This is a genomic window from Marinobacter salexigens, from assembly GCF_018860765.1.
Taxonomy (GTDB): domain Bacteria; phylum Pseudomonadota; class Gammaproteobacteria; order Pseudomonadales; family Oleiphilaceae; genus Marinobacter; species Marinobacter salexigens_A.
The window spans coordinates 225,991-244,396 of record NZ_JAHKPV010000006.1; the positions used below are offsets into that span (position 1 = coordinate 225,991).

Here is an 18,406-nt window from a genome sequence, read left to right on the forward strand (position 1 = left end):
AACGGTAAAAAGTCGAAAGCAAAGGGTTGACCCTGTAGCTACTACAGGGTTTTTACTGCACGCTTAACGATTATGGAGGTGTGTATGGCATGCAGTTGCTCTGGCCCTGAACCCCAATCCCCTGCTCCGGGCTTTCGTCGCGCGCTCTGGATTGCTCTGTGGGTGAACCTGATTATGTTCTTCGTGGAAGGCGTTGCCAGCTTACAGTCTGGCTCCGTCTCATTAATGGCAGACGCCATCGACTTCTTTGGTGACAGTGCCAACTACATTCTGTCGCTTTCCGTTCTCTCTATGGGCATGCTTTGGCGCGGCCGCGCGGCTTTGGTTAAAGGCATTACCATGGCGGTTTTTGGCATGGTTGTGTGGGTACGTGCACTCTGGGTAATGCAGCAAGGAACAACCCCCGAACCCTTAACCATGGGAACCATTGGCCTGCTAGCGCTGGTTGCCAATGTAGGCGTGGCGCTTATTCTTTTCCGGTATCGAGACGGCGACTCAGATATGCGGTCGGTGTGGCTATGTAGCCGCAATGACGCCATCAGCAATCTGGCTGTTATGGCCGCTGCGTTGGGTGTGTTTGGTACCGCAAGCGCATGGCCGGATCTTGTGGTCGCTGCAATTATGGGTACTTTGGCAATAACCGCAGGCGTCAGCATAGTACGTCACGCCCGAACAGATATCGCACAGGCCAACGAACGCGCTAGAACGCCAGCGAAATCATTACCGGGATAAACACCAGAGCAAACAGCGTCGACAACATCACGGTACCGGCCGTCTGCCGCGGAGACGTATCCAGCAAGGTTGCGATTACCACGGTATTGGCGGCAATGGGAGTAATGGAAATTAGGAATATGGCCTTGTGTACGGCCGGCTCATAAACGCCCAACACCTGCGAGTCCAGCCACCAGAATGCCGTTGCCAACAGGGGCCAGGCCACAAACTTGCCGAAAAATGCCAAGGCGGTAAACCTCATATTGCCCGCCAAACCGCGAAAACTGCTGATGCTCATACCTATGATCATCATACCCAAAATGCTGTATGCGCCACGCAGGTTATCAAACAGCGGCACAAACACCTCAGGAATACTGATATCTGAAAGATTCAGCGTTACGGCCGTTAGAAAGGCGTATACGGAGGGTAGTTTTGCAACGCGCAAAAGTGAGTCTTTAAGATCATGCCGCCCCCGTGCCGCAAGGTAGTAGCCCACCGAACTTTCGTACAGGGTGACACCCAACATGCACACAATATAAATCGCCAGCCCCTCTTCCCCGAACAACAGTAAAGCGACCGGCACACCGAAATAACCCGTATTACCTGACCCCACACACAGGGGAATCATGCTGGCACTGCCATCGGTTAACACCCGGCGGGCAAGTTTAAGATGGGCAACTGCAAGCAGCGTGGCAAATCCAAACACTAAAAACGGAAGGAAGATAACCTCTGGCGAAAGTGGCGCGGCCATAACACCGGAGAACACCACCGAGGGTGTAACGATGTAAAGCATGATGCCAGCAATATGCTTTCCGCTGGCCTCCAGATAGCGACCAGCCACCCAGCCCAGAGCTACCGTGACATAAAGCGGGATCAGCTTGATAAACAACGCCAAGGCTGCGGCCATTATTGCTCCAGGCAGTCAGGTTCATAGAAAAGGTTGCAAAGTCTACCACCTACCCCTGCAGAGGTAACTCCCCGGCGCAATAGTGAGATCTTCAGTAATGCTTGATAATCATCAACAGCATTACGAATACATCTTTATATCCTAGTAGGGCAGTCAGGTATTTCACAACGACCAAGGAGAGAGACCAATGGCCGAACGCTTTACCAAAAGCATGGCCAGAAACATATATCTGGGAGGAAGTACATTCTTCATCCTGCTGTTTCTGGTCCTGACTTTTGATACTCAATCGCGGGCTATGCCCGAAAGAGATAACAGAGACCAGCTTACCGAGGAGGTAGTCCGGGGCAAACACGTCTGGGAAAACAACAACTGCGTCGGCTGCCACTCCCTAATGGGTGAAGGTGCATACTTTGCACCAGAGCTTGCCAACGTATTCGACCGCCGTGGCGGGGCTGACAGCGAAGTCTTCAAGGCGTACATGAACGCCTGGATGAACGCCATGCCCACCAACGTGCCCGGTCGCCGGCAAATGCCGCAATTCAACCTGACCGACCAGGAAATCAACGATCTGTCCTCGTTCCTCGAGTGGACATCCAAGATCGACGATAACGGCTGGCCACCCAATATCGAAGGCTAAGGGAGAAACCATGAAATACGAGTCTCAACGGGTCGCCATGCCCTACTTCATCTTTGCCTTGGTGCTCTTCGCGGGCCAAATCGTGTTCGGCCTCGTGCTGGGCATGCAGTATGTAGTGGGTGATTTTCTATTCCCGGAAATACCCTTCAACGTTGCGCGGATGGTTCACACCAACCTTCTGATTGTATGGCTGCTGTTCGGCTTTATGGGCGCAACCTACTATCTGGTACCTGAAGAAGCACAAACCGAGCTATACAGCCCGCTACTTGCCTGGATTCTGTTCTGGGTCTTTGCCGTTGCTGGCACACTAACCATTCTTGGCTATTTGTTTGTGGATTACGCCACTTTGGCGGACGTCACCATGAACAAACTCTTGCCCACTATGGGCCGGGAGTTCCTTGAGCAGCCCACGATTACCAAAATTGGCATAGCCTTAGTGGTGGTCGGGTTCCTGTTCAACATCATGATGACGGCTCTGAAAGGCCGTAAGACCGTGGTCAATATTGTGTTGATTACTGGCCTGATTGGTTTGGCAGTACTCTGGCTGTTCTCCTTCTACAACCCGAGCAACCTCACCACTGACAAATACTTCTGGTGGTTTGTGGTGCACCTGTGGGTTGAAGGTGTGTGGGAATTGATCATGGCCGCCATTCTGGCTTACGTGTTGATCAAGATCACCGGTGTAGACCGAGAAGTGATCGAGAAGTGGCTGTACATCATCATCGCCATGGCACTGATTACCGGCATCATCGGTACCGGTCACCATTTCTTCTGGATTGGGCCACCCGAGTATTGGCTGTGGTTAGGCTCCGTGTTCTCCGCATTGGAACCCTTGCCGTTCTTTATGATGGTGTTGTTTGCCTTCACTATGATTAACCGGCGCAAGCGTAACCACCCCAACAAGGCGGCTATGCTCTGGGCCATGGGTACTGCTGTAATGGCGTTCCTCGGCGCGGGCGTGTGGGGCTTCCTGCACACACTGGCTCCGGTCAACTATTACACCCACGGCACCCAGCTCACAGCAGCCCACGGCCACATGGCCTTCTACGGTGCTTATGTGATGATCGTGCTCACCATCATTTCCTATGCCATGCCTATCATGCGTGGCCGGCCTTATGGCAACAGCAATACTGCTCAGGTTGTGGAAATGTGGGGTTTCTGGCTGATGACCATCTCCATGGTGTTCATCACGCTGTTCCTGACTGGCGCAGGCATCCTGCAAATCTGGCTGCAGCGTATTCCGGACAGCGGCGAAGCACTATCGTTCATGGCAACTCAAGACAACATCGCGTTGTTCTACTGGGCGCGCATGATTGCTGGCTGCTTCTTTATGGCCGGGCTTGTAGTGTACTTCGGCAGTTTCTTTATCAAGGGACAAGCATCTTTTGACGAGGAAGTTCGAGGCGCTGCTATTCAGGACGCGTAAATCAGCGTCCTTCTAACCCACAGGGCCGGAGCTTGTTTCCGGCCCTGTCTACTCTGGAACTGAACTGTGACCGTGCAGCAGGCAACCCCCAAAGACACACTCCAGAGCAAGCGCCTGTTCACTCGCGTTTCGTTTTTTGGGCTGTTCCTGCTGGCACCGGTTCTGAATATTTTTCGCTATGACTTAACGGAAGCCCGATTTGTATTGCTGGGTTTTCCGCTTTCATTCAATCTGAATCTCGACTGGGTGGTGCAAAGTTCTCCTTCGGACGTCGCCAGTCAGGTTCTACTATGGTTCATCCTTCCCATTCTTGTTCTGGTCCCTCTTGTGCTTTGGGTTGCCTGGAAATGGGGCCGTATCTACTGCGGCTGGCTATGCCCACATTTTTCTGTGGTGGAAACCATCAACGACTTGATGACCCGCATTACCGGCCGTCCGACACTCTGGGAAGCCTTTAAAAAAGGCCGCCGTGGCAAGTTTATACATTGGGCGGGCCTAACGCTGGCGTGCAGCCTGATTGGCTTCTCCTGGGCTTTGGCGATGCTTTCTTACCTGCTGCCACCCATTCCGCTCTATACAGACTTGGTCACTAGCAACCTAAGCTTCTACCCATCAGTTTTTCTGGCAATTGCAACCTTGGTGTTCACACTGGATTTCCTATTTGCGCGCCATCTCTTCTGCAAATACGGCTGCGCCTTTGGTGTGGTGCAGAGCATTGCCTGGATGACCCACGGCCGCGGCAAGTTAGTAACGTTCGACACCACCCGGGCAGCAGCCTGTCAGAACTGCACCAAAGCCTGCGATGAGGCCTGCCCCATGCGGCTGCCCACCCGCAGTCACAAACGCGCAAAATTCTCCTGCACCCAGTGCCTGCAATGCGTGAGCGCTTGCCGTGAGGTGCAAAAAAACAATCCAGAAGGCAGTCTGCTGCACTGGCAACCCGGCGAGCCAAGCCGGCAAACCGTTCTTATTCCAATCCACCAGTTGGACACAAGACAGCAGTCTACCGGCAAGCCCGTCCGACAGCGGGCCTAGAGGAGTTCGAGATGGAAGAATGGGTCGGCTATAAGTGGCATGAGTACATTACCCGCCAAGCTTTGGGCGAATTTCCAGAGCACGCCGTTTACCTAAAAGACGAAGCCAGAAGCTTGGGCATTGTTTTTCGTGCCTTTGGAGGCGACCCGGCACTCAGTTTGGTGACCGCAGAGCCCCGACACTTCCGCCTGCGCCGTAGATTTTTGCACAAACTCGCAGGAACTCACCGTAAGTGTGAACTGGCCTGGCGGGACGAGCAAAACCTGCGCCTGCCAGAAAAAGTTGCCCGATTCCCATCGAAACAGTTGAACCGGGATCTCTACATCTGGCTGGCTGCACTTGCAGCCACCCCGGCCCCAGCGGACAGTGATTGGTTTACCGGAAACCAAGCCCTGGTACAGGATGTTCTCTTGCGCTGGCCGGGGCTGGAAAACGTATACCAGCGCCTGGTCAAGCATGTTCTGTACTGGCGCCCTGACCCTGACAGCCTGACCGACCCTGAGGCGGTTCGCGAACAAGCCATCTGCCAAGCATTGATTCATCCCGGCAGTGTTCCCACCCTACCTCCTGCCGACACCGACCCTTGGCCTGTTATCCTCTGGCTGTATCCGGCGCTGGAGCAAGGAAAAGCCAACGGCCAGGTAACCGGTGACGAGGACACTCACTCCAGCCCGGGTGGCCACACCAAAAAGAACAAGCGTAAGCAGGCAGAGCGAGTAGAGGCTTTTGATCGCGATCAGGGGCTGATGATTTTCCGGCTGGAAAGCCTGTTCTCCTGGACGGAGTTCATTCCAGTTGACAGGGCAGGAGATGATACCGACGAGGAAGACGCCGAAGCCGTTGCGGATGACATGGACATGATTTCCGTATCCAACGATCGCAAAGAAACGTCATCAGCCATCAAATTTGATTTGGATTTACCCTCAGAAGAACACGATGACCTGCACCTCGGCCCGGGAATTCACCTGCCGGAGTGGGATTGGCGCAGCCAAAGCTATCGCGAGAGATTTTGTTGCCTGCAACCTCTGCTGGCAAAAGATGCCGTGCCTGCAGAACTTCCCGAAGCACTAAGGCGACCTGCCAAGCTTCTACAACGGCAGTTCAGCGCCCTCAAGCCGCTCAAGCAGTGGCAAAAACGGCAACTGGACGGCGATGAGCTGGATCTAGATGCCTGCCTTGAGCGTGAGGTGCAGCACCGGCGCGGACAAGGCACTACCGATCAGAAGCTCTTCCGCCGCTGCCAACAAAGCCAGCGTGACCTGGCCTGTCTGGTACTGGCAGACGTGTCACTCTCGACCGAAACTTATATCAACAACCACCAACGGGTCATCGACGTTGCCCGAGATGGACTGCAACTGCTCAGCGAAGCCCTGCAGGCTAGCCGCGACCCCTTCGCCCTGTTTGCGTTTTCATCCCGGCGCCGAGACCATGTGCGTTTTCACCACCTGAAAAGCTTCGATGAACCCTATACGAGTACTATTCGAGGCCGTATTCAGGCACTGGAACCGGGATTTTACACCCGCATGGGCACTGCCATTCGTCAGGCAACCAAGCTGTTAGAGATGCGCCACGAGCACCAAAAGATATTGCTACTGCTGACCGACGGAAAGCCGAATGACTTGGACGTGTATGAAGGTCGGTACGGCGTGGAAGACACTCGCATGGCCGTGCAGGAAGCCCAAAAAGCCGGACTAACACCGTTTTGCGTCACCATCGATGACGAAGCCAGCGAATACCTGCCCTATGTATTCGGCAGTAGCAACTTCGTGGTCATCCGCGACCCGGCACAGTTGCCATTGCAGCTCCCTAAACTCTATCTGAACCTGACACAGTGATATGAGCAATATGACGAATCAGAACCCTTCTCCAGACTCCAATACTCGCCAGCTTCCTGGCGACATAGCGGTGTGGATCTTTATTTTCGCCGAACTGGCGGTATTCGGCATCATGTTCATCGCCTTTGCGGTTGCACGTAGCATGGACCCGACCACCTTTCACGCTGGCCGCGAAGTTCTGCATCCGCTAGTCGGCTTGTTGAATACCGCTGCGCTGATTACTGCCAGCTATTTCGTCGCAACCGCTGTCCATCAACTTCGCCACAGACGGACTGGCACTCAATGGCGGCTTTGGCTGGCAGTTGCGGTTTCCTGCGTTTACACCGTTGGCAAAATGTATGAGTACGTGAATCTGTACAGTCAAGGCTACAATCTAGGTACGGATACTTTCTTCATGTTCTACTTTTTCCTAACGTTTTTTCACTTCATGCACGTGATTCTTGGGCAGGTCATTTTGATCGTTCTGGCGGTTAAAGTCGGCAATGGCGACTACGACGGCTCGGATATGAATGGCATGGAATCCGGCGCTTCGTACTGGCACATGGTGGATTTGGTGTGGCTGGTGTTGTTTCCGATGATTTACGTTCTGGCCTAGGGAGAGCTGAGTATGCTGACGGTTTATTTTGCACTTATGATTTGCACAGCCCTGCCGGTGATCGCACTAAAGGCTGGAATCGGCCCGGAGTTCTTGGCCTGGCTGGTTTTTGGAATGGTCATCGTGAAGGCGTTGCTGTTGGTCGATCACTTCATGGAAATGAAACACGCACCGCGCGCCTGGAGGTTGGCGGCCCAGTTATGGGCCCCTGTGGTGATCGTTACTGTTGCAGGGTTTCATATAATCACATGACGAACAATAAGACAGCATCACAACCTTTAGCGATGCGCTTCAACTAATTATAAAGGCCGACCCATGATCACATGGGCCGGCGATTAGACGTCATACTATAGCTATGTGTTAGTTGGCAGGAGCATTGTAAGACTTGGTTGAGTAATCTCCCAGAACCGGCTTACTGATGGCATTTTGCTCAACGACATAGTCCACGAAGGACTGGGCGTAATCCAGAAAAGTGTCGACCGAGCGACCGTCACCCGTGACCGTCCCGAATGTAACGTACCCATCCCGACCGGCTCCGGTGAAGCTGTTGGTGACCACGTTCAGGCTCTCAGCATCAGTCAATGCGCGCCATTGGGTCTCATCCCGACCCTTGACTTCAATATTGTACAACTGGTCGCCTTCACTGCGCGTCATGTCCACATCCCATCGAAGGCCTGCTGCGTAGGGATAGGCGCCGGTGGAGCCGTCCGGGGCATGGGCGAACATAACCGCTTCGTTCAGTACTTGGCGGATTTCCGCGCCTGTCATAGTCAGATCTACAAGTGTGTTGGCAAAGGGCAACAACGTGTAAGCATCACCAATGGTGACGTCTCCGGCCTCTATGTCTGTGCGCACTCCACCGGCGTTCTGGATCGATACGTCGGCATTCTTACTCAGGAACAGAAAGGCCTGAGCAACAATATTGGCGATGTCACCGCCGCGCTCTTCTGTGCTTCCGTCGCAGCTTGGAAGGCTGCTTCGACCCTGACCGGGGATACGTTCGAGGCAGAGATCCTCCGTTGCGGTACCTACAACGTTATTTCGGAAAGTATCCAGTTGCTGAGTATAGTTGGCCAAGGCATTGGCCACAGTGGCATCCTCAGTCACAATGCTCAATTGCGGAGCGTCGTCAACGGCATTCATGATCGCCTGAAGTTCTGCCCCAGTGGGAGTATATTCGGTGCCTTCACCATCCTCACGAACGATTTCATCCCCTAGCAGAAGATGCGGAACACCCGAGCAGGATTCCACAATACCCTCAGCGTTCCACTGGATGTTAAGTTCACCAACGACTTGAGAATACTGCCATGCTTGCGCTACACACACTTTATCGCCGTCTGCATTAGTGCGTTCGGTTGGGAAAGGACCTGCAGATGTAAGGCCGAAACTGGAAAAATCACCCAAAAGGGTGTGAGAGTCACCTCCAATTATGACGTCCACACCAGACAAGGTCTCTGCCAGCGCCAGATCATTCTCGTATTGGTAGTGGGTCAGCAGAATGATCTTGTTAACGCCGTTCGCTTCCAGTTCATTAATTGCCGATTGGGCAGTTTCGGTTTCGTCCAGGAACTGGGTGGTCGCCAGAGGGCTGGAGCTGTTCCGGGTTTTGTTGCCTATATCGATGCCGATAATGCCCACTTTTTGACCAGCGACTTCCTTCACGACATAAGGCTTGATGTAATCATCAACGGCAGTCGGTGCCAGAGGGGTACCTACTTCCGGGATAACATTGGCGGCCAATACGGATGTCTGGCAACTTCCATCTGCAAGGAAATCAAGGAACTTTTTCAGTCCTTCATCGCCCCGGTCGAACTCGTGGTTGCCCAGAGCGAACGCGTCAAAACAGACCAAGTTCATTAACTCGGCATCCGCTTCACCCTCATAGGCGGTGAAGTAAAGGGTGCCTGTGATAGCGTCACCCGCGTGTAGCTTGAGCACGTTATCCAATGCCAACTCGCGTTCGGCAATTTTGGCGGCAACACGAGGAAAGCCGCCAGCGGAAAACTCAGTGTCCTGCCCGCCAATAGTCAGCAACTGCGAGTCACCCTCCAGGTGAGAGTGGTGGTCATTGATGTGAAGGACGTTCAGGCTCAAAGGCGCAGCCGAGATGTTGCTGTTATCGTCGCTATCGCTGTTGCAGCCGACCAAGGCGATGAGAGGAAGTGTTATCCAGACAGACTTACGAATCATTTACTGACTCCAGATTATTTATGAATAATCTGATACTCCCCTCATTTGAAGTCAGTAAGGTGATGCTTTTGTTGCAAGAAAATTAACAGCCGCCTGACCCTACCTCGACATTTCGGTCCATTAAAAGCGGGAAAAGGTCTATTTTGTGGTCACAGCAGCAAGGAATCTGGGCTCGAAAGTACAAGCCCAGACGCAAAGCCCCTCAAAACAGGCTAAAGCCACTTAGCCGGAAACAAAGGCGGCTTATCAGACATGGCTTGAGCCAGAGAAATCATTCCCCACAGCACAAAACCGGTATGTAGCGCGATTGCCCAAACCAAAGCAAAGGTGCCGAAATGGCCAACATCGCCGAAGGCCATCCAGCTAATAAGAACACCTGAACTGATCAAGACAAAGCCAATCAACGACATAAACAACGCCGCCCGGGTATGGGCTCGGCGCAGCTCGTTGGTTTCAGGGCTTTTAATAAACAGCCAAAACAAAATCACAAAACCAATAACCGGCGTTGCCAATAGATTCAGCAAATACCAAACAACGGGAACAATCGCTCCGCTAGCGGGTTTATTCCGGGCGCCCGAATACTGCATATACCACCTCCATCAATGAAATAACTGTTGCTTCGTCGTCTGACAATGGCTCGATCATGCCTGCGCGGCAGGCTATCTCTGCAGGCAAGCCAGCGCGAATCAATAGCGCTGTGTGTATTAGCAGCCGGGTTGATGCGGCCTCTTCAAGATCGTGGTCTTTTAAATTACGCAGCGCTGTCGCCAGATTTACAAGTTGCTTCGCAAGATCTCGGTCGCATCCGGACTCTTCCGCTACGATGGTTTGTTCCGCCTCTTCGGAAGGGTAATCAAACCGCAAGGATACAAATCTTTGGCGCGTGCTGGGCTTCATGCCTTTGAGTAGGCTCTGGTAACCCGGGTTGTAGGAGACCACTAGCATAAAGCCGGGTGCTGCTGTGAGCAGTTCGCCGGTACGTTCTATGGGCAATTCCCGGCGGTCATCTGCCAGCGGGTGTAGCACTACCGTTGTGTCTTTGCGGGCTTCTACCACTTCGTCCAAGTAGCAAATGCCGCCTTCACGAACCGCGCGGGTCAATGGGCCATCCTGCCAATAGGTGCCTTCCGGGCCGATGAGGTGGCGTCCAACCAAATCGGCGGCGGTCAGGTCGTCGTGGCAGGCTACGGTATAAACCGGCCGTTTCAGCTTCTCAGCCATGTAACGGACAAAGCGAGTTTTACCGCAGCCTGTCGGTCCTTTAATTAGAACCGGCAGGCCGTTATCGGCTGCGGCTTGGAAAAGTTCTATCTCATTACCAACTGGCTGGTAAAACGTCATTTGAGGAAGCCTCTGGTTACTGGCTTGAAGTTATAGACCGAGCACATGGGCCCGACTGGAAAAGAAAATGCCGCTGGGCTTTATCGCATCCAGTTCTGCAACAGGCTCAAGAGTTCGAGTGTTGTAAACCGTAACCCGATTGCTGTCTCTAGAGGACACCCAGACTTCCTCACCCCTTGGAGTAAATTCCATGTGCAGCACAGCCTTGCCCGGTTCAAGCGTGCGAATTATTTTGCGAGTTTGAGAATCAATCACCTGAACTACGTCATTTTTTGGATGCGCAAAGCTCACCCATATTCTTCGGTTATCGGGGCTCGCCATCACGAAAACCGGCTGTCCCTGCACCGGTATCTTGTCCACCAGCGACCAGTCACTCATATCGGCCACCAGCACCTGATGGTGGCCTACAGCCGGCACGAATGCCCGGCCATCAGCAACCGTCCAGCCTTCAAGGTGCGGCATCTTATAGACGGGGAGCTGTTGCTCGCCTTTGCCGTAATGCGGCAGAATTTCGGTAACACCTGCGCCGGTGTCCCACAAATCCAGCATGGACAACCCATCTTCGCCAAACAGACCAGCAATGTAATAACGTCCGTCCGGTGTGATCATGGAATCGTAGGGGGCTTTTCCAGCATCGAACCGGGTCACTTCAGGCTTGCTGCTTGTAGTGTCATCCGGCATATCCAAAATCCAAATTTGCCCGGCATCAAACAGGCTGAACACAAAACGATTGCCCGGCGCATCTACCAGACCAACGGTTTTTGATTGTGCGGTTTCACCGCTCTCCCGAACATAGGTAGCTGGGACATCAGCCACCAATTCCAACGTTTTGCTGTCAAAAACCTTCACCCCACCTGGCTCGTAATTAGACACCGCAACGAAGCGGCCGTCCTGAGAAATCGCGCCACCAATACTGTTACCGGATTGAATTACCCGGCCAACGATGGACTGAGTAAGCAGGTCCACCTTAGTGAGACCTCCGTCGCGGCCAAACACGAATCCGTAACGGGCATCCCGAGAGTAAACCACTGAGGCATGAGATAAGTCCCCTAGCCCTTCAATGCGGTTGATCACACTGTGACTGGTCGTGTTAATAACCAATAAAGAGCCACTTGCACGTTCGACAATCAAACCCAAATCACCGGTGCCCATCAAGCCACCGCTGGAGCCGGAAAGAGACTGACAACCACTCAGTAGCACCGAAAACACTGACAGCAAAAGCACACGCTTCACACAGCGGGTCACTCGAAACATCGGGTACGTCCTCCAGACACATATTAGGGCGAGACCAGCTCACCGGTCTTTAACTGATGACTGATCCATTCAATATCAACAGGCGCTAGCAGAGGCTTCCAGGGCGGCATTGCAGTCCCCGGAATACCCTCTCGGATAATGGCCGCGATAGCTTTTTCTGGTAGGTGACTAAGGTTTTCGGGTCTTAGAGCCGGGCCAAGTCCGCCTTTTAGCGTCATTCCGTGGCAGGAGCCACAGTCTTGCATCACAAGGTTTTCAAGAGCGGACAGACTAGACGATGGCTCTGGTTGGCCATCCGCCAGCAGTGCAGATGGCGACAAAATCACCATCAACAACACCTGTATGAGGCCAAATGGCCAACTAGCTTTATTCCTTTCGAAACCATTCACAGCATGATTTCTCCCATGGCTCTGTAGCAGGTTTTCAACATAGTGGTGCAGCCTACCAAACGCATCTTTGATATTGGTTAAAAACGTGCCCCGTCACAACAACTCTTTGGTTATACCCATGGGTGGGTACTCACTGGACAAATAATATATATCTGATTTTAATCAATGTTCATCAAGGTAAAGAAGAGAACTCTAACAACACTCTTAATTCAAAGGAGAGAACCTGATGAGAGCACCCCATTTATTACTGAAACCACTGGCGCTTGCCGTGGCTGTCGCGTCGTTTGGCGTGATGACCGTGAATGCCGCCCCGAAAAACGCTGACCCCGCCGAAACCGCCTATGAGGGCACTTCCAGCCCGATCGCTTCGGCGTCTGCCAAAGTCGTCCGCTCGCCTGGCGCGCCAGATCTTACCGATGCTGAGTTCGAGAAATCCAAAAAGATCTTCTTCGAGCGTTGCGCTGGGTGCCACGGTGTATTGCGTAAGGGCGCCACCGGTAAGGCGCTGACTCCCGACATCACGCAGGAAAGAGGCATCGATTACCTCAAGGCATTCATCACCTACGGTTCCCCCGCCGGTATGCCTAACTGGGGCACCTCCGGTGATCTCACCGAAGCCGAAGTCGAGATGATGGCGAAGTACCTGATGCACGAGCCACCCGCACCTCCTGAGTGGGGGCTCTCCGACATGAAGAACACCTGGGAAGTACTTGTTAAGCCAGAAGATCGGCCGACAAAGCAGATGAACGATCTTGATCTGCCGAACCTGTTCAGCGTTACCCTACGCGATGCCGGTGAAATTGCGTTGATTGATGGTGAATCCAAAGAAATTGTTGAAATTCTCAAAACCGGTTATGCGGTGCACATTTCGCGCATGTCTGCATCTGGTCGTTACCTGTTTGTTATCGGGCGTGATGCCGCAATCAACATGGTCGATCTGTGGATGGAGCACCCGGACACCGTAGCCAAAATCAAAATTGGTCTGGAAGCCCGCTCGGTAGAAACCTCCAAGTACAAAGGCTATGAAGATAAGTACGCCATCGCTGGCGCCTACTGGCCACCGCAGTTCGTAATCATGGATGGCGAGACTCTGGAGCCGAAGAAAATCGTGGCTACCCGGGGCATGACCGTGGGTACTCAGGAATACCATCCTGAGCCTCGGGTTGCGGCAATCGTCGCGTCTCATGCGCACCCAGAGTTCATTGTTAACGTGAAAGAAACCGGCAAGATCATGCTGGTGAACTACGAAAACATGGAAAGCTTGAACACTACCACCATCGACGCAGCACGATTCCTGCACGACGGAGGATGGGATAGCAGCATGCGCTACTTCATGACTGCGGCCAACCAGTCCGACAAAATTGCAGTAGTCGACTCCCAAGAGCGCGAACTAGAAGCTCTGGTAGATGTGGGCAAAATCCCTCACCCCGGCCGTGGCGCCAACTTTGTGGACCCTGAGCATGGCCCGGTATGGGCAACCAGCCACTTGGGCGACCCAACGATCCAGTTGATCGGGACAGACCCGGAAGGCCACCCGGATAATGCTTGGAAGGTTGTTCGAACCTTCAATGGTCAAGGCGGTGGTTCACTGTTCATCAAAACCCACCCCAAATCCAAAAACCTGTACGTCGATACTCCTCTGAACCCAGCAGAATCCGTTAGCCAGAGTGTTGCAGTGTACAACATCGACGACCTTGAAAGCGGCTACGAAGTACTGCCGATCGCCGAATGGGCAAATCTGGGCGAAGGTCCCAAGCGGGTTGTTCAACCTGAATACAACGTGGCAGGTGACGAAGTCTGGTTCTCCGTTTGGAATGGCAAAGAGCAGAGGTCAGCCATTGTGGTGGTGGACGACAAGACTCGTAAGCTGAAAAAGGTTATCAACGATGAACGTCTGGTCACTCCGACTGGCAAGTTCAACGTCTACAACACTCAGCACGACGTCTACTAGAAAGCGTAAAACCGCGCCGACCCGGAGAATACGAGCAATGAGACTGGACCAAACGGACCAACAACTGATCAATCACTTTCAGCGGCATTTGCCGGTGTGTGAACGACCCTATCTGGAGATGTCCCGACAACTCGGCATTTCCGAACAGGAGGTCATTGAGCGGTTGCAGTCGTTACAGTCTCACGATGTCGTTGGCCGGGTCGGGCCGGTGTTTGAGCACAGCCAGGCAGGTGCAAGCCTGTTGGCTGCTGTGGCGGCTCCCGAGGAGCAAATGGATCTGGTGGCCGCTCGTATCAACCGTGCTCCGGGGGTGAATCACAATTACGCCCGGGAGCACACCTACAATCTCTGGTTTGTGATGACAGCACCGGATTACGAACTTCTGGAAGAGCATCTCGACGAACTGGAACAGGAATTGAAACTGCCCATGCTTCGCCTACCCATGGTTGAGGGTTATCACATCGACCTCGGCTTCGATATCGACTGGGAGGCCTTGTCATGAGCCAACTTATTTCGGCCGACCGTCTCGCTCTGGATGCTGCAACTTCAACAAGCGCCTGGGGCTTGTTGCGGCTCAGACAGCAACTTGAGCAGGGGCTGCCGCTTGTGCCCCGGCCTTATCTGGCTCTTGCAGAGCGAACCGGCCTCTCTGAGCAGGAAGTGATAAACGCCATTACTCAATGGCAGAACGACGGCCTGATCAAACGTTTCGGGCTGGTGGTGAAACACCGCACACTGGGCTACACCGCCAACGCCATGGTGGTCTGGAACATCCCCGATGAGCAGATACAGGCGCTGGGCAAAGCCATGGCCGACGTGCCATTTATCACTCTTTGTTACCAACGCCCGAGACGACTCCCAGACTGGCCTTACAACCTGTTCTGTATGATTCACGGCACCAACCGCGAACGCGTACTAACACAGCTAGACAGCCTGATTGCTGACCACAGCCTCCAGCACATTCAACATTCCGTGCTGTTCAGCAATAAGGCGTACAGACAGCGTGGAGGACGCTATGTCAACCACGACTGAATCCCGACGCCAAGCGCCAATTGCAGATCTGAACCCAGCTGAGAAGGCTCTGATCAACCGTTTGCAGCACGGATTGCCGCTCGTACGCCAACCTTACGCGGCAGTGGCAGAAGAGCTCGATCTCAGCGAGCAACAAGTACTGGACACGGTTGGAAAACTGCTTGCTGAAGGTGTGCTTACCCGCTTCGGTCCCATGTTCCATGCGGGTGAATTAGGTGGCGGCCTCACGCTCGCAGCCATGCGCATTCCAGAGGCAGATTTCGAGCGGGTTACCGAACAGGTAAACAGCTTTGACGAAGTCGCACACAACTACCGCCGCGAACATGATCTGAATATGTGGTTTGTTCTGGCAACTGAAACTCAAGCCGCCATTGCCAACACCGTCAGCGCCATTGAAGACACCACCGGTTACCCGGTTTACAACATGCCAAAGGAGCAGGAGTTCCATGTCCACCTCCACTTCCCTGTCTGACGCCGCAGTACACAACGGCTTCGTAATGACAGAGCGCGACCGCGAACTAATTCTTGCCACTCAGGCAGGCTTGCCACTGGTATCCGACCCCTGGGCCGAACTGGGCACGAAGCTGAACATGGACGCCGACGAGGTACTTTCCCGCTTCCAGACCCTGCAAGACGCCGGCGTGATACGCCGGGTTGCAGCCGTGCCCGACCACTATCGTCTGGGCTACCGCTACAACGGCATGACCGTGTGGGACATTGCCGACGATCGCATCGCGGAACTGGGCGCCGTCATCGGTGAACTGCCTTTCGTGAGCCACTGCTATCGCCGGCCACGGCACCTTCCCTATTGGTCTTTCAATCTGTTTGCCATGGTACATGGCACCACCCGGGAAGAAGTAGAAGACAAAGCCGCACAGATTCGTGCGGTGCTAGGCGACGCCTGCCGGCAACACACCATTCTTTACAGCTCGGCCATCCTGAAAAAAACCGGCCTGCGGCTGCGCAAATAACGCAAGGGGAAGCACCATGTTCAGAATGACCCGCTATATAAAAAGCCTGATGAATCCGGCCCCGGTGAGAGCCATCCCCAAGCCCTCCGGTCCGGTGGTGATCTGGAACCTAATCCGCCGCTGCAACCTCACCTGCAAGCACTGCTATTCGATTTCTGCGGATATCGATTTCAAGGGTGAACTGAGTACCGATGAAGTCTATACCGTGATGGACGATCTCAAAGCCTACGGTGTTCCGGTGCTTATCCTTTCCGGAGGCGAACCACTGATGCGCCCGGATATTTTCGATATTTCACGTCGCGCCAAAGACTTGGGCTTTTACGTAGGCCTGTCCAGCAACGGCACCTTGATTACCGAGGACAACATCCAGCAAATTGCTGACGCTGGCTACGATTACGTGGGCATCAGCATTGACGGTCTGGAAGAAACTCACGACGAGTTCCGCCAGAAAAAAGGCGCCTTCGCCGCCTCCATGAAAGCGGTCAAGCTGTGTAAAGACGTTGGCATTAAAGTAGGCCTGCGCTTCACTCTTACACAAGATAACGCAGTGCAACTGCCCGACATGCTCAAGCTGCTGGACGAGCACGACATCGACAAGTTCTACCTCTCACACCTCAACTACTCGGGCCGAGGCGGTCGCAATCGCAAGCGCGATGCCTGGTATGACATGACCCGGGATGCAATGAACCTGTTGTTCAACCATTGCCACGAAGAGCTGAAACGCGGCATAGAACGCGAGTACGTAACCGGTAACAACGATGCCGACGGCCCTTTCCTGCTCCAGTGGGCGGCAGAGCACTACCCCGATCAGGTATCAGCTCTGGAGCAGCGTTTGGTTAATTGGGGGGGCAACTCCTCCGGCCAGAACGTTTCCAACATCGACAATCTGGGCGTCGTTCACCCCGATACTTTTTGGTGGGACTACAATCTGGGCAACGTGCGAGACAAACCCTTTTCACGGATCTGGTCAGAAGCCGACGATAAGCTAATGCTGGGCTTCCGACTAAAACCGCGGCCTGTGAAAGGCCGCTGTGCGCAATGCCAATATTTAGCAATTTGCAACGGCAACACCCGCGTAAGGGCCTACAACGTTTCCGGTGATTTTTGGGAAGAAGACCCCGGTTGCTACCTCACCAACGAGGAGATTGGCGTTATCGAAATGCCCCGACGCGTCGCTGCGCCGGTGGTCGAAATTCCAGTCAACAATCTTTAAGGATCACACCATGACAAGCAGCCAAAGAAAGAAATGTCTGGTGGAATTCCAGTTGGCGGAACAACCCTTGCGCGCCGGAGAAGTTGCTATTGTAGGCGCCGGCCCGGGCGACCCCGGCCTGCTGACGCTCAGAGCCCTCATGCTGATCCAGCAGGCAGACGCCATCGTTTACGACCGTCTGGTATCGCCGCAGATCATGGAACTGGTAAACCCGGGCGCAGAGCGAATCCACGTAGGCAAAGCCAGTGGCTGTCATTATGTGCCTCAGGAAGACACTAATGAGCTACTAGTGCAACTGGCGATAAAGCAGCGCCGCGTTGTGCGCCTGAAAGGCGGGGACCCGTACATTTTCGGCCGTGGCGGTGAAGAAGCCGAATTTCTCGTGGATAACGACATCGACTTCCAAGTCGTGCCCGGTATTACCTCCGCAGCTGGCTGCGCTTCCTATTGCGGCATTCCGCTCACACATCGAGATTATGCTCATAGCGTGACCTTCGTAACTGGGCACCGCAAAGCCGACCATACATTAGACCTGAACTGGAAAGTTCTGGCGGCACCAAAGCAGACCTGCGTGTTTTACATGGGGCTGCATAATGCACCTACCATTGTGCGAGAGCTGATTGCCCACGGCCAGTCCAACGAATGCCCAGTGGCACTGATTGAGCGTGGCACAACTCCACAGCAGCACATGGCGGTAACCACACTAAAAGACCTTGAAGAGACCATTCGCATGGAAGGTTTTCAGCCACCCACGCTAATCATTGTAGGTGAAGTGGTGCAACTGGCGGGAAAGCTTGCACAACCAGCTTTGGCTGGCTGGAATAGCGCATTAATAGGCCCGGTCGCCGCCTCCGCTGCGCAACGCCCAGCCTAAAAAATCAGCCCCGAAACCAATACCAACGCTCCTAACTGGAAACTC

Annotated in this window: 20 protein-coding genes; 14 read left to right on the plus strand and 6 right to left on the minus strand. The window is 53.8% G+C overall.

All coding sequences use genetic code 11. From position 1 onward, the window contains the following. The first annotated feature begins 84 nt into the window (after positions 1–84). Positions 85–732 carry a cation transporter gene (locus KO508_RS06625; protein ID WP_216007559.1) on the plus strand — a complete coding sequence of 216 codons (648 nt, stop codon included), beginning with the start codon at positions 85–87 and terminating at the stop codon, positions 730–732. On the opposite strand, the gene KO508_RS06630 is transcribed toward KO508_RS06625, so the two are convergent. Further along, entirely contained in the window at positions 701–1,618 is a 918-nt protein-coding gene (locus KO508_RS06630; RefSeq protein WP_216007560.1) for an AEC family transporter, read from the minus strand. The two genes, KO508_RS06625 and KO508_RS06630, sit on opposite strands and share 32 nt — an antisense overlap. Positions 1,619–1,805: 187 nt before the next feature. Between KO508_RS06630 and KO508_RS06635 the strand changes: the two genes are divergently transcribed. The 6 genes from KO508_RS06635 to KO508_RS06660 all read left to right on the plus strand — a co-directional run bounded on the left by KO508_RS06635 (position 1,806) and on the right by KO508_RS06660 (position 7,398). Then, positions 1,806–2,255, plus strand: a complete 450-nt coding sequence (locus KO508_RS06635) for a c-type cytochrome (protein ID WP_216007561.1) — start codon at positions 1,806–1,808, stop codon at positions 2,253–2,255. 10 nt (positions 2,256–2,265) lie between these two features. Beyond that, positions 2,266–3,681 (plus strand): cbb3-type cytochrome c oxidase subunit I, encoded by a 1,416-nt coding sequence (locus KO508_RS06640; protein WP_216007562.1) that lies wholly within the window; start codon positions 2,266–2,268, stop codon positions 3,679–3,681. Between the two features lie 66 nt (positions 3,682–3,747). Further along, the gene (locus tag KO508_RS06645) at positions 3,748–4,716 is read left to right on the plus strand and encodes a 4Fe-4S binding protein (RefSeq protein WP_216007563.1); all 969 of its coding nucleotides are present in this window, start codon (positions 3,748–3,750) and stop codon (positions 4,714–4,716) included. Positions 4,717–4,727: 11 nt separating this feature from the next. Next, positions 4,728–6,551: a nitric oxide reductase activation protein NorD gene (locus KO508_RS06650; protein WP_216007564.1), complete on the plus strand. Its 1,824-nt coding sequence runs from the start codon at positions 4,728–4,730 to the stop codon at positions 6,549–6,551. Position 6,552: 1 nt separating this feature from the next. Next, entirely contained in the window at positions 6,553–7,146 is a 594-nt protein-coding gene (locus tag KO508_RS06655; RefSeq protein WP_252737955.1) for a cytochrome c oxidase subunit 3, read from the plus strand. A 12-nt stretch (positions 7,147–7,158) separates the two neighbouring features. Then, a complete protein-coding gene (locus KO508_RS06660) occupies positions 7,159–7,398 on the plus strand; it encodes a cytochrome C oxidase subunit IV family protein (protein WP_200361941.1) in 240 nt (79 codons plus the stop codon). 108 nt (positions 7,399–7,506) lie between these two features. On the opposite strand, the gene nadN is transcribed toward KO508_RS06660, so the two are convergent. The 5 genes from nadN to KO508_RS06685 all read right to left on the minus strand — a co-directional run bounded on the left by nadN (position 7,507) and on the right by KO508_RS06685 (position 12,320). Then, positions 7,507–9,336: an NAD nucleotidase gene (nadN, locus tag KO508_RS06665; RefSeq protein WP_216007565.1), complete on the minus strand. Its 1,830-nt coding sequence runs from the start codon at positions 9,334–9,336 to the stop codon at positions 7,507–7,509. A 212-nt stretch (positions 9,337–9,548) separates the two neighbouring features. Then, on the minus strand, positions 9,549–9,923 hold the full coding sequence (locus KO508_RS06670; RefSeq protein ID WP_216007566.1) for a hypothetical protein: 375 nt from the start codon (positions 9,921–9,923) through the stop codon (positions 9,549–9,551). Beyond that, positions 9,898–10,677, minus strand: a complete 780-nt coding sequence (locus tag KO508_RS06675; protein WP_216007567.1) for a CbbQ/NirQ/NorQ/GpvN family protein — start codon at positions 10,675–10,677, stop codon at positions 9,898–9,900. The genes KO508_RS06670 and KO508_RS06675 overlap by 26 nt, the downstream gene beginning before the upstream one ends. 30 nt (positions 10,678–10,707) lie before the next feature. Beyond that, complete coding sequence (locus tag KO508_RS06680) at positions 10,708–11,931, minus strand: cytochrome D1 domain-containing protein (RefSeq protein WP_216007568.1); 1,224 nt, start codon at positions 11,929–11,931, stop codon at positions 10,708–10,710. A gap of 23 nt (positions 11,932–11,954) precedes the next feature. Then, positions 11,955–12,320, minus strand: coding sequence for a c-type cytochrome (locus KO508_RS06685; RefSeq protein WP_354668015.1), 366 nt, complete (start codon positions 12,318–12,320; stop codon positions 11,955–11,957). Between the two features lie 226 nt (positions 12,321–12,546). Between KO508_RS06685 and KO508_RS06690 the strand changes: the two genes are divergently transcribed. Genes KO508_RS06690 through cobA form a run of 7 tightly spaced genes read left to right on the plus strand, consistent with a single transcriptional unit; the run spans position 12,547 to position 18,361 of the window. Continuing rightward, complete coding sequence (locus KO508_RS06690; protein WP_216007569.1) at positions 12,547–14,271, plus strand: nitrite reductase; 1,725 nt, start codon at positions 12,547–12,549, stop codon at positions 14,269–14,271. Positions 14,272–14,308: 37 nt separating this feature from the next. After that, positions 14,309–14,773: an AsnC family transcriptional regulator gene (locus KO508_RS06695; protein ID WP_216007570.1), complete on the plus strand. Its 465-nt coding sequence runs from the start codon at positions 14,309–14,311 to the stop codon at positions 14,771–14,773. Next, positions 14,770–15,303 carry a siroheme decarboxylase subunit beta gene (ahbB, locus tag KO508_RS06700; protein WP_216007571.1) on the plus strand — a complete coding sequence of 178 codons (534 nt, stop codon included), beginning with the start codon at positions 14,770–14,772 and terminating at the stop codon, positions 15,301–15,303. Before KO508_RS06695 ends, ahbB (KO508_RS06700) begins: the two co-directional genes overlap by 4 nt. Positions 15,304–15,331: 28 nt before the next feature. Then, positions 15,332–15,775: an Lrp/AsnC family transcriptional regulator gene (locus KO508_RS06705; protein WP_252737972.1), complete on the plus strand. Its 444-nt coding sequence runs from the start codon at positions 15,332–15,334 to the stop codon at positions 15,773–15,775. Next, a complete protein-coding gene (gene ahbB / locus KO508_RS06710) occupies positions 15,750–16,274 on the plus strand; it encodes a siroheme decarboxylase subunit beta (RefSeq protein ID WP_216007573.1) in 525 nt (174 codons plus the stop codon). The genes KO508_RS06705 and ahbB (KO508_RS06710) overlap by 26 nt, the downstream gene beginning before the upstream one ends. A gap of 16 nt (positions 16,275–16,290) precedes the next feature. Next, entirely contained in the window at positions 16,291–17,487 is a 1,197-nt protein-coding gene (nirJ, locus tag KO508_RS06715; protein ID WP_216007574.1) for a heme d1 biosynthesis radical SAM protein NirJ, read from the plus strand. Positions 17,488–17,497: 10 nt separating this feature from the next. After that, entirely contained in the window at positions 17,498–18,361 is an 864-nt protein-coding gene (cobA, locus tag KO508_RS06720; protein ID WP_216007575.1) for a uroporphyrinogen-III C-methyltransferase, read from the plus strand. The last annotated feature ends 45 nt before the right edge of the window (positions 18,362–18,406 follow it).

Coding starts and splice junctions, on each gene's coding strand:
- nirJ (WP_216007574.1), top strand. CDS start 16,291: ATGTTCAGAATGACCCGCTATATAAAAAGCCTGATGAATCCGGCCCCG.
- KO508_RS06635 (WP_216007561.1), top strand. CDS start 1,806: ATGGCCGAACGCTTTACCAAAAGCATGGCCAGAAACATATATCTGGGA.
- KO508_RS06675 (WP_216007567.1), bottom strand. CDS start 10,677: ATGACGTTTTACCAGCCAGTTGGTAATGAGATAGAACTTTTCCAAGCC.
- cobA (WP_216007575.1), top strand. CDS start 17,498: ATGACAAGCAGCCAAAGAAAGAAATGTCTGGTGGAATTCCAGTTGGCG.
- KO508_RS06630 (WP_216007560.1), bottom strand. CDS start 1,618: ATGGCCGCAGCCTTGGCGTTGTTTATCAAGCTGATCCCGCTTTATGTC.
- KO508_RS06650 (WP_216007564.1), top strand. CDS start 4,728: ATGGAAGAATGGGTCGGCTATAAGTGGCATGAGTACATTACCCGCCAA.
- KO508_RS06670 (WP_216007566.1), bottom strand. CDS start 9,923: ATGCAGTATTCGGGCGCCCGGAATAAACCCGCTAGCGGAGCGATTGTT.
- KO508_RS06660 (WP_200361941.1), top strand. CDS start 7,159: ATGCTGACGGTTTATTTTGCACTTATGATTTGCACAGCCCTGCCGGTG.
- ahbB (WP_216007573.1), top strand. CDS start 15,750: ATGTCCACCTCCACTTCCCTGTCTGACGCCGCAGTACACAACGGCTTC.
- KO508_RS06655 (WP_252737955.1), top strand. CDS start 6,553: ATGAGCAATATGACGAATCAGAACCCTTCTCCAGACTCCAATACTCGC.
- ahbB (WP_216007571.1), top strand. CDS start 14,770: ATGAGCCAACTTATTTCGGCCGACCGTCTCGCTCTGGATGCTGCAACT.
- KO508_RS06680 (WP_216007568.1), bottom strand. CDS start 11,931: ATGTTTCGAGTGACCCGCTGTGTGAAGCGTGTGCTTTTGCTGTCAGTG.
- KO508_RS06690 (WP_216007569.1), top strand. CDS start 12,547: ATGAGAGCACCCCATTTATTACTGAAACCACTGGCGCTTGCCGTGGCT.
- KO508_RS06640 (WP_216007562.1), top strand. CDS start 2,266: ATGAAATACGAGTCTCAACGGGTCGCCATGCCCTACTTCATCTTTGCC.
- KO508_RS06625 (WP_216007559.1), top strand. CDS start 85: ATGGCATGCAGTTGCTCTGGCCCTGAACCCCAATCCCCTGCTCCGGGC.
- nadN (WP_216007565.1), bottom strand. CDS start 9,336: ATGATTCGTAAGTCTGTCTGGATAACACTTCCTCTCATCGCCTTGGTC.
- KO508_RS06695 (WP_216007570.1), top strand. CDS start 14,309: ATGAGACTGGACCAAACGGACCAACAACTGATCAATCACTTTCAGCGG.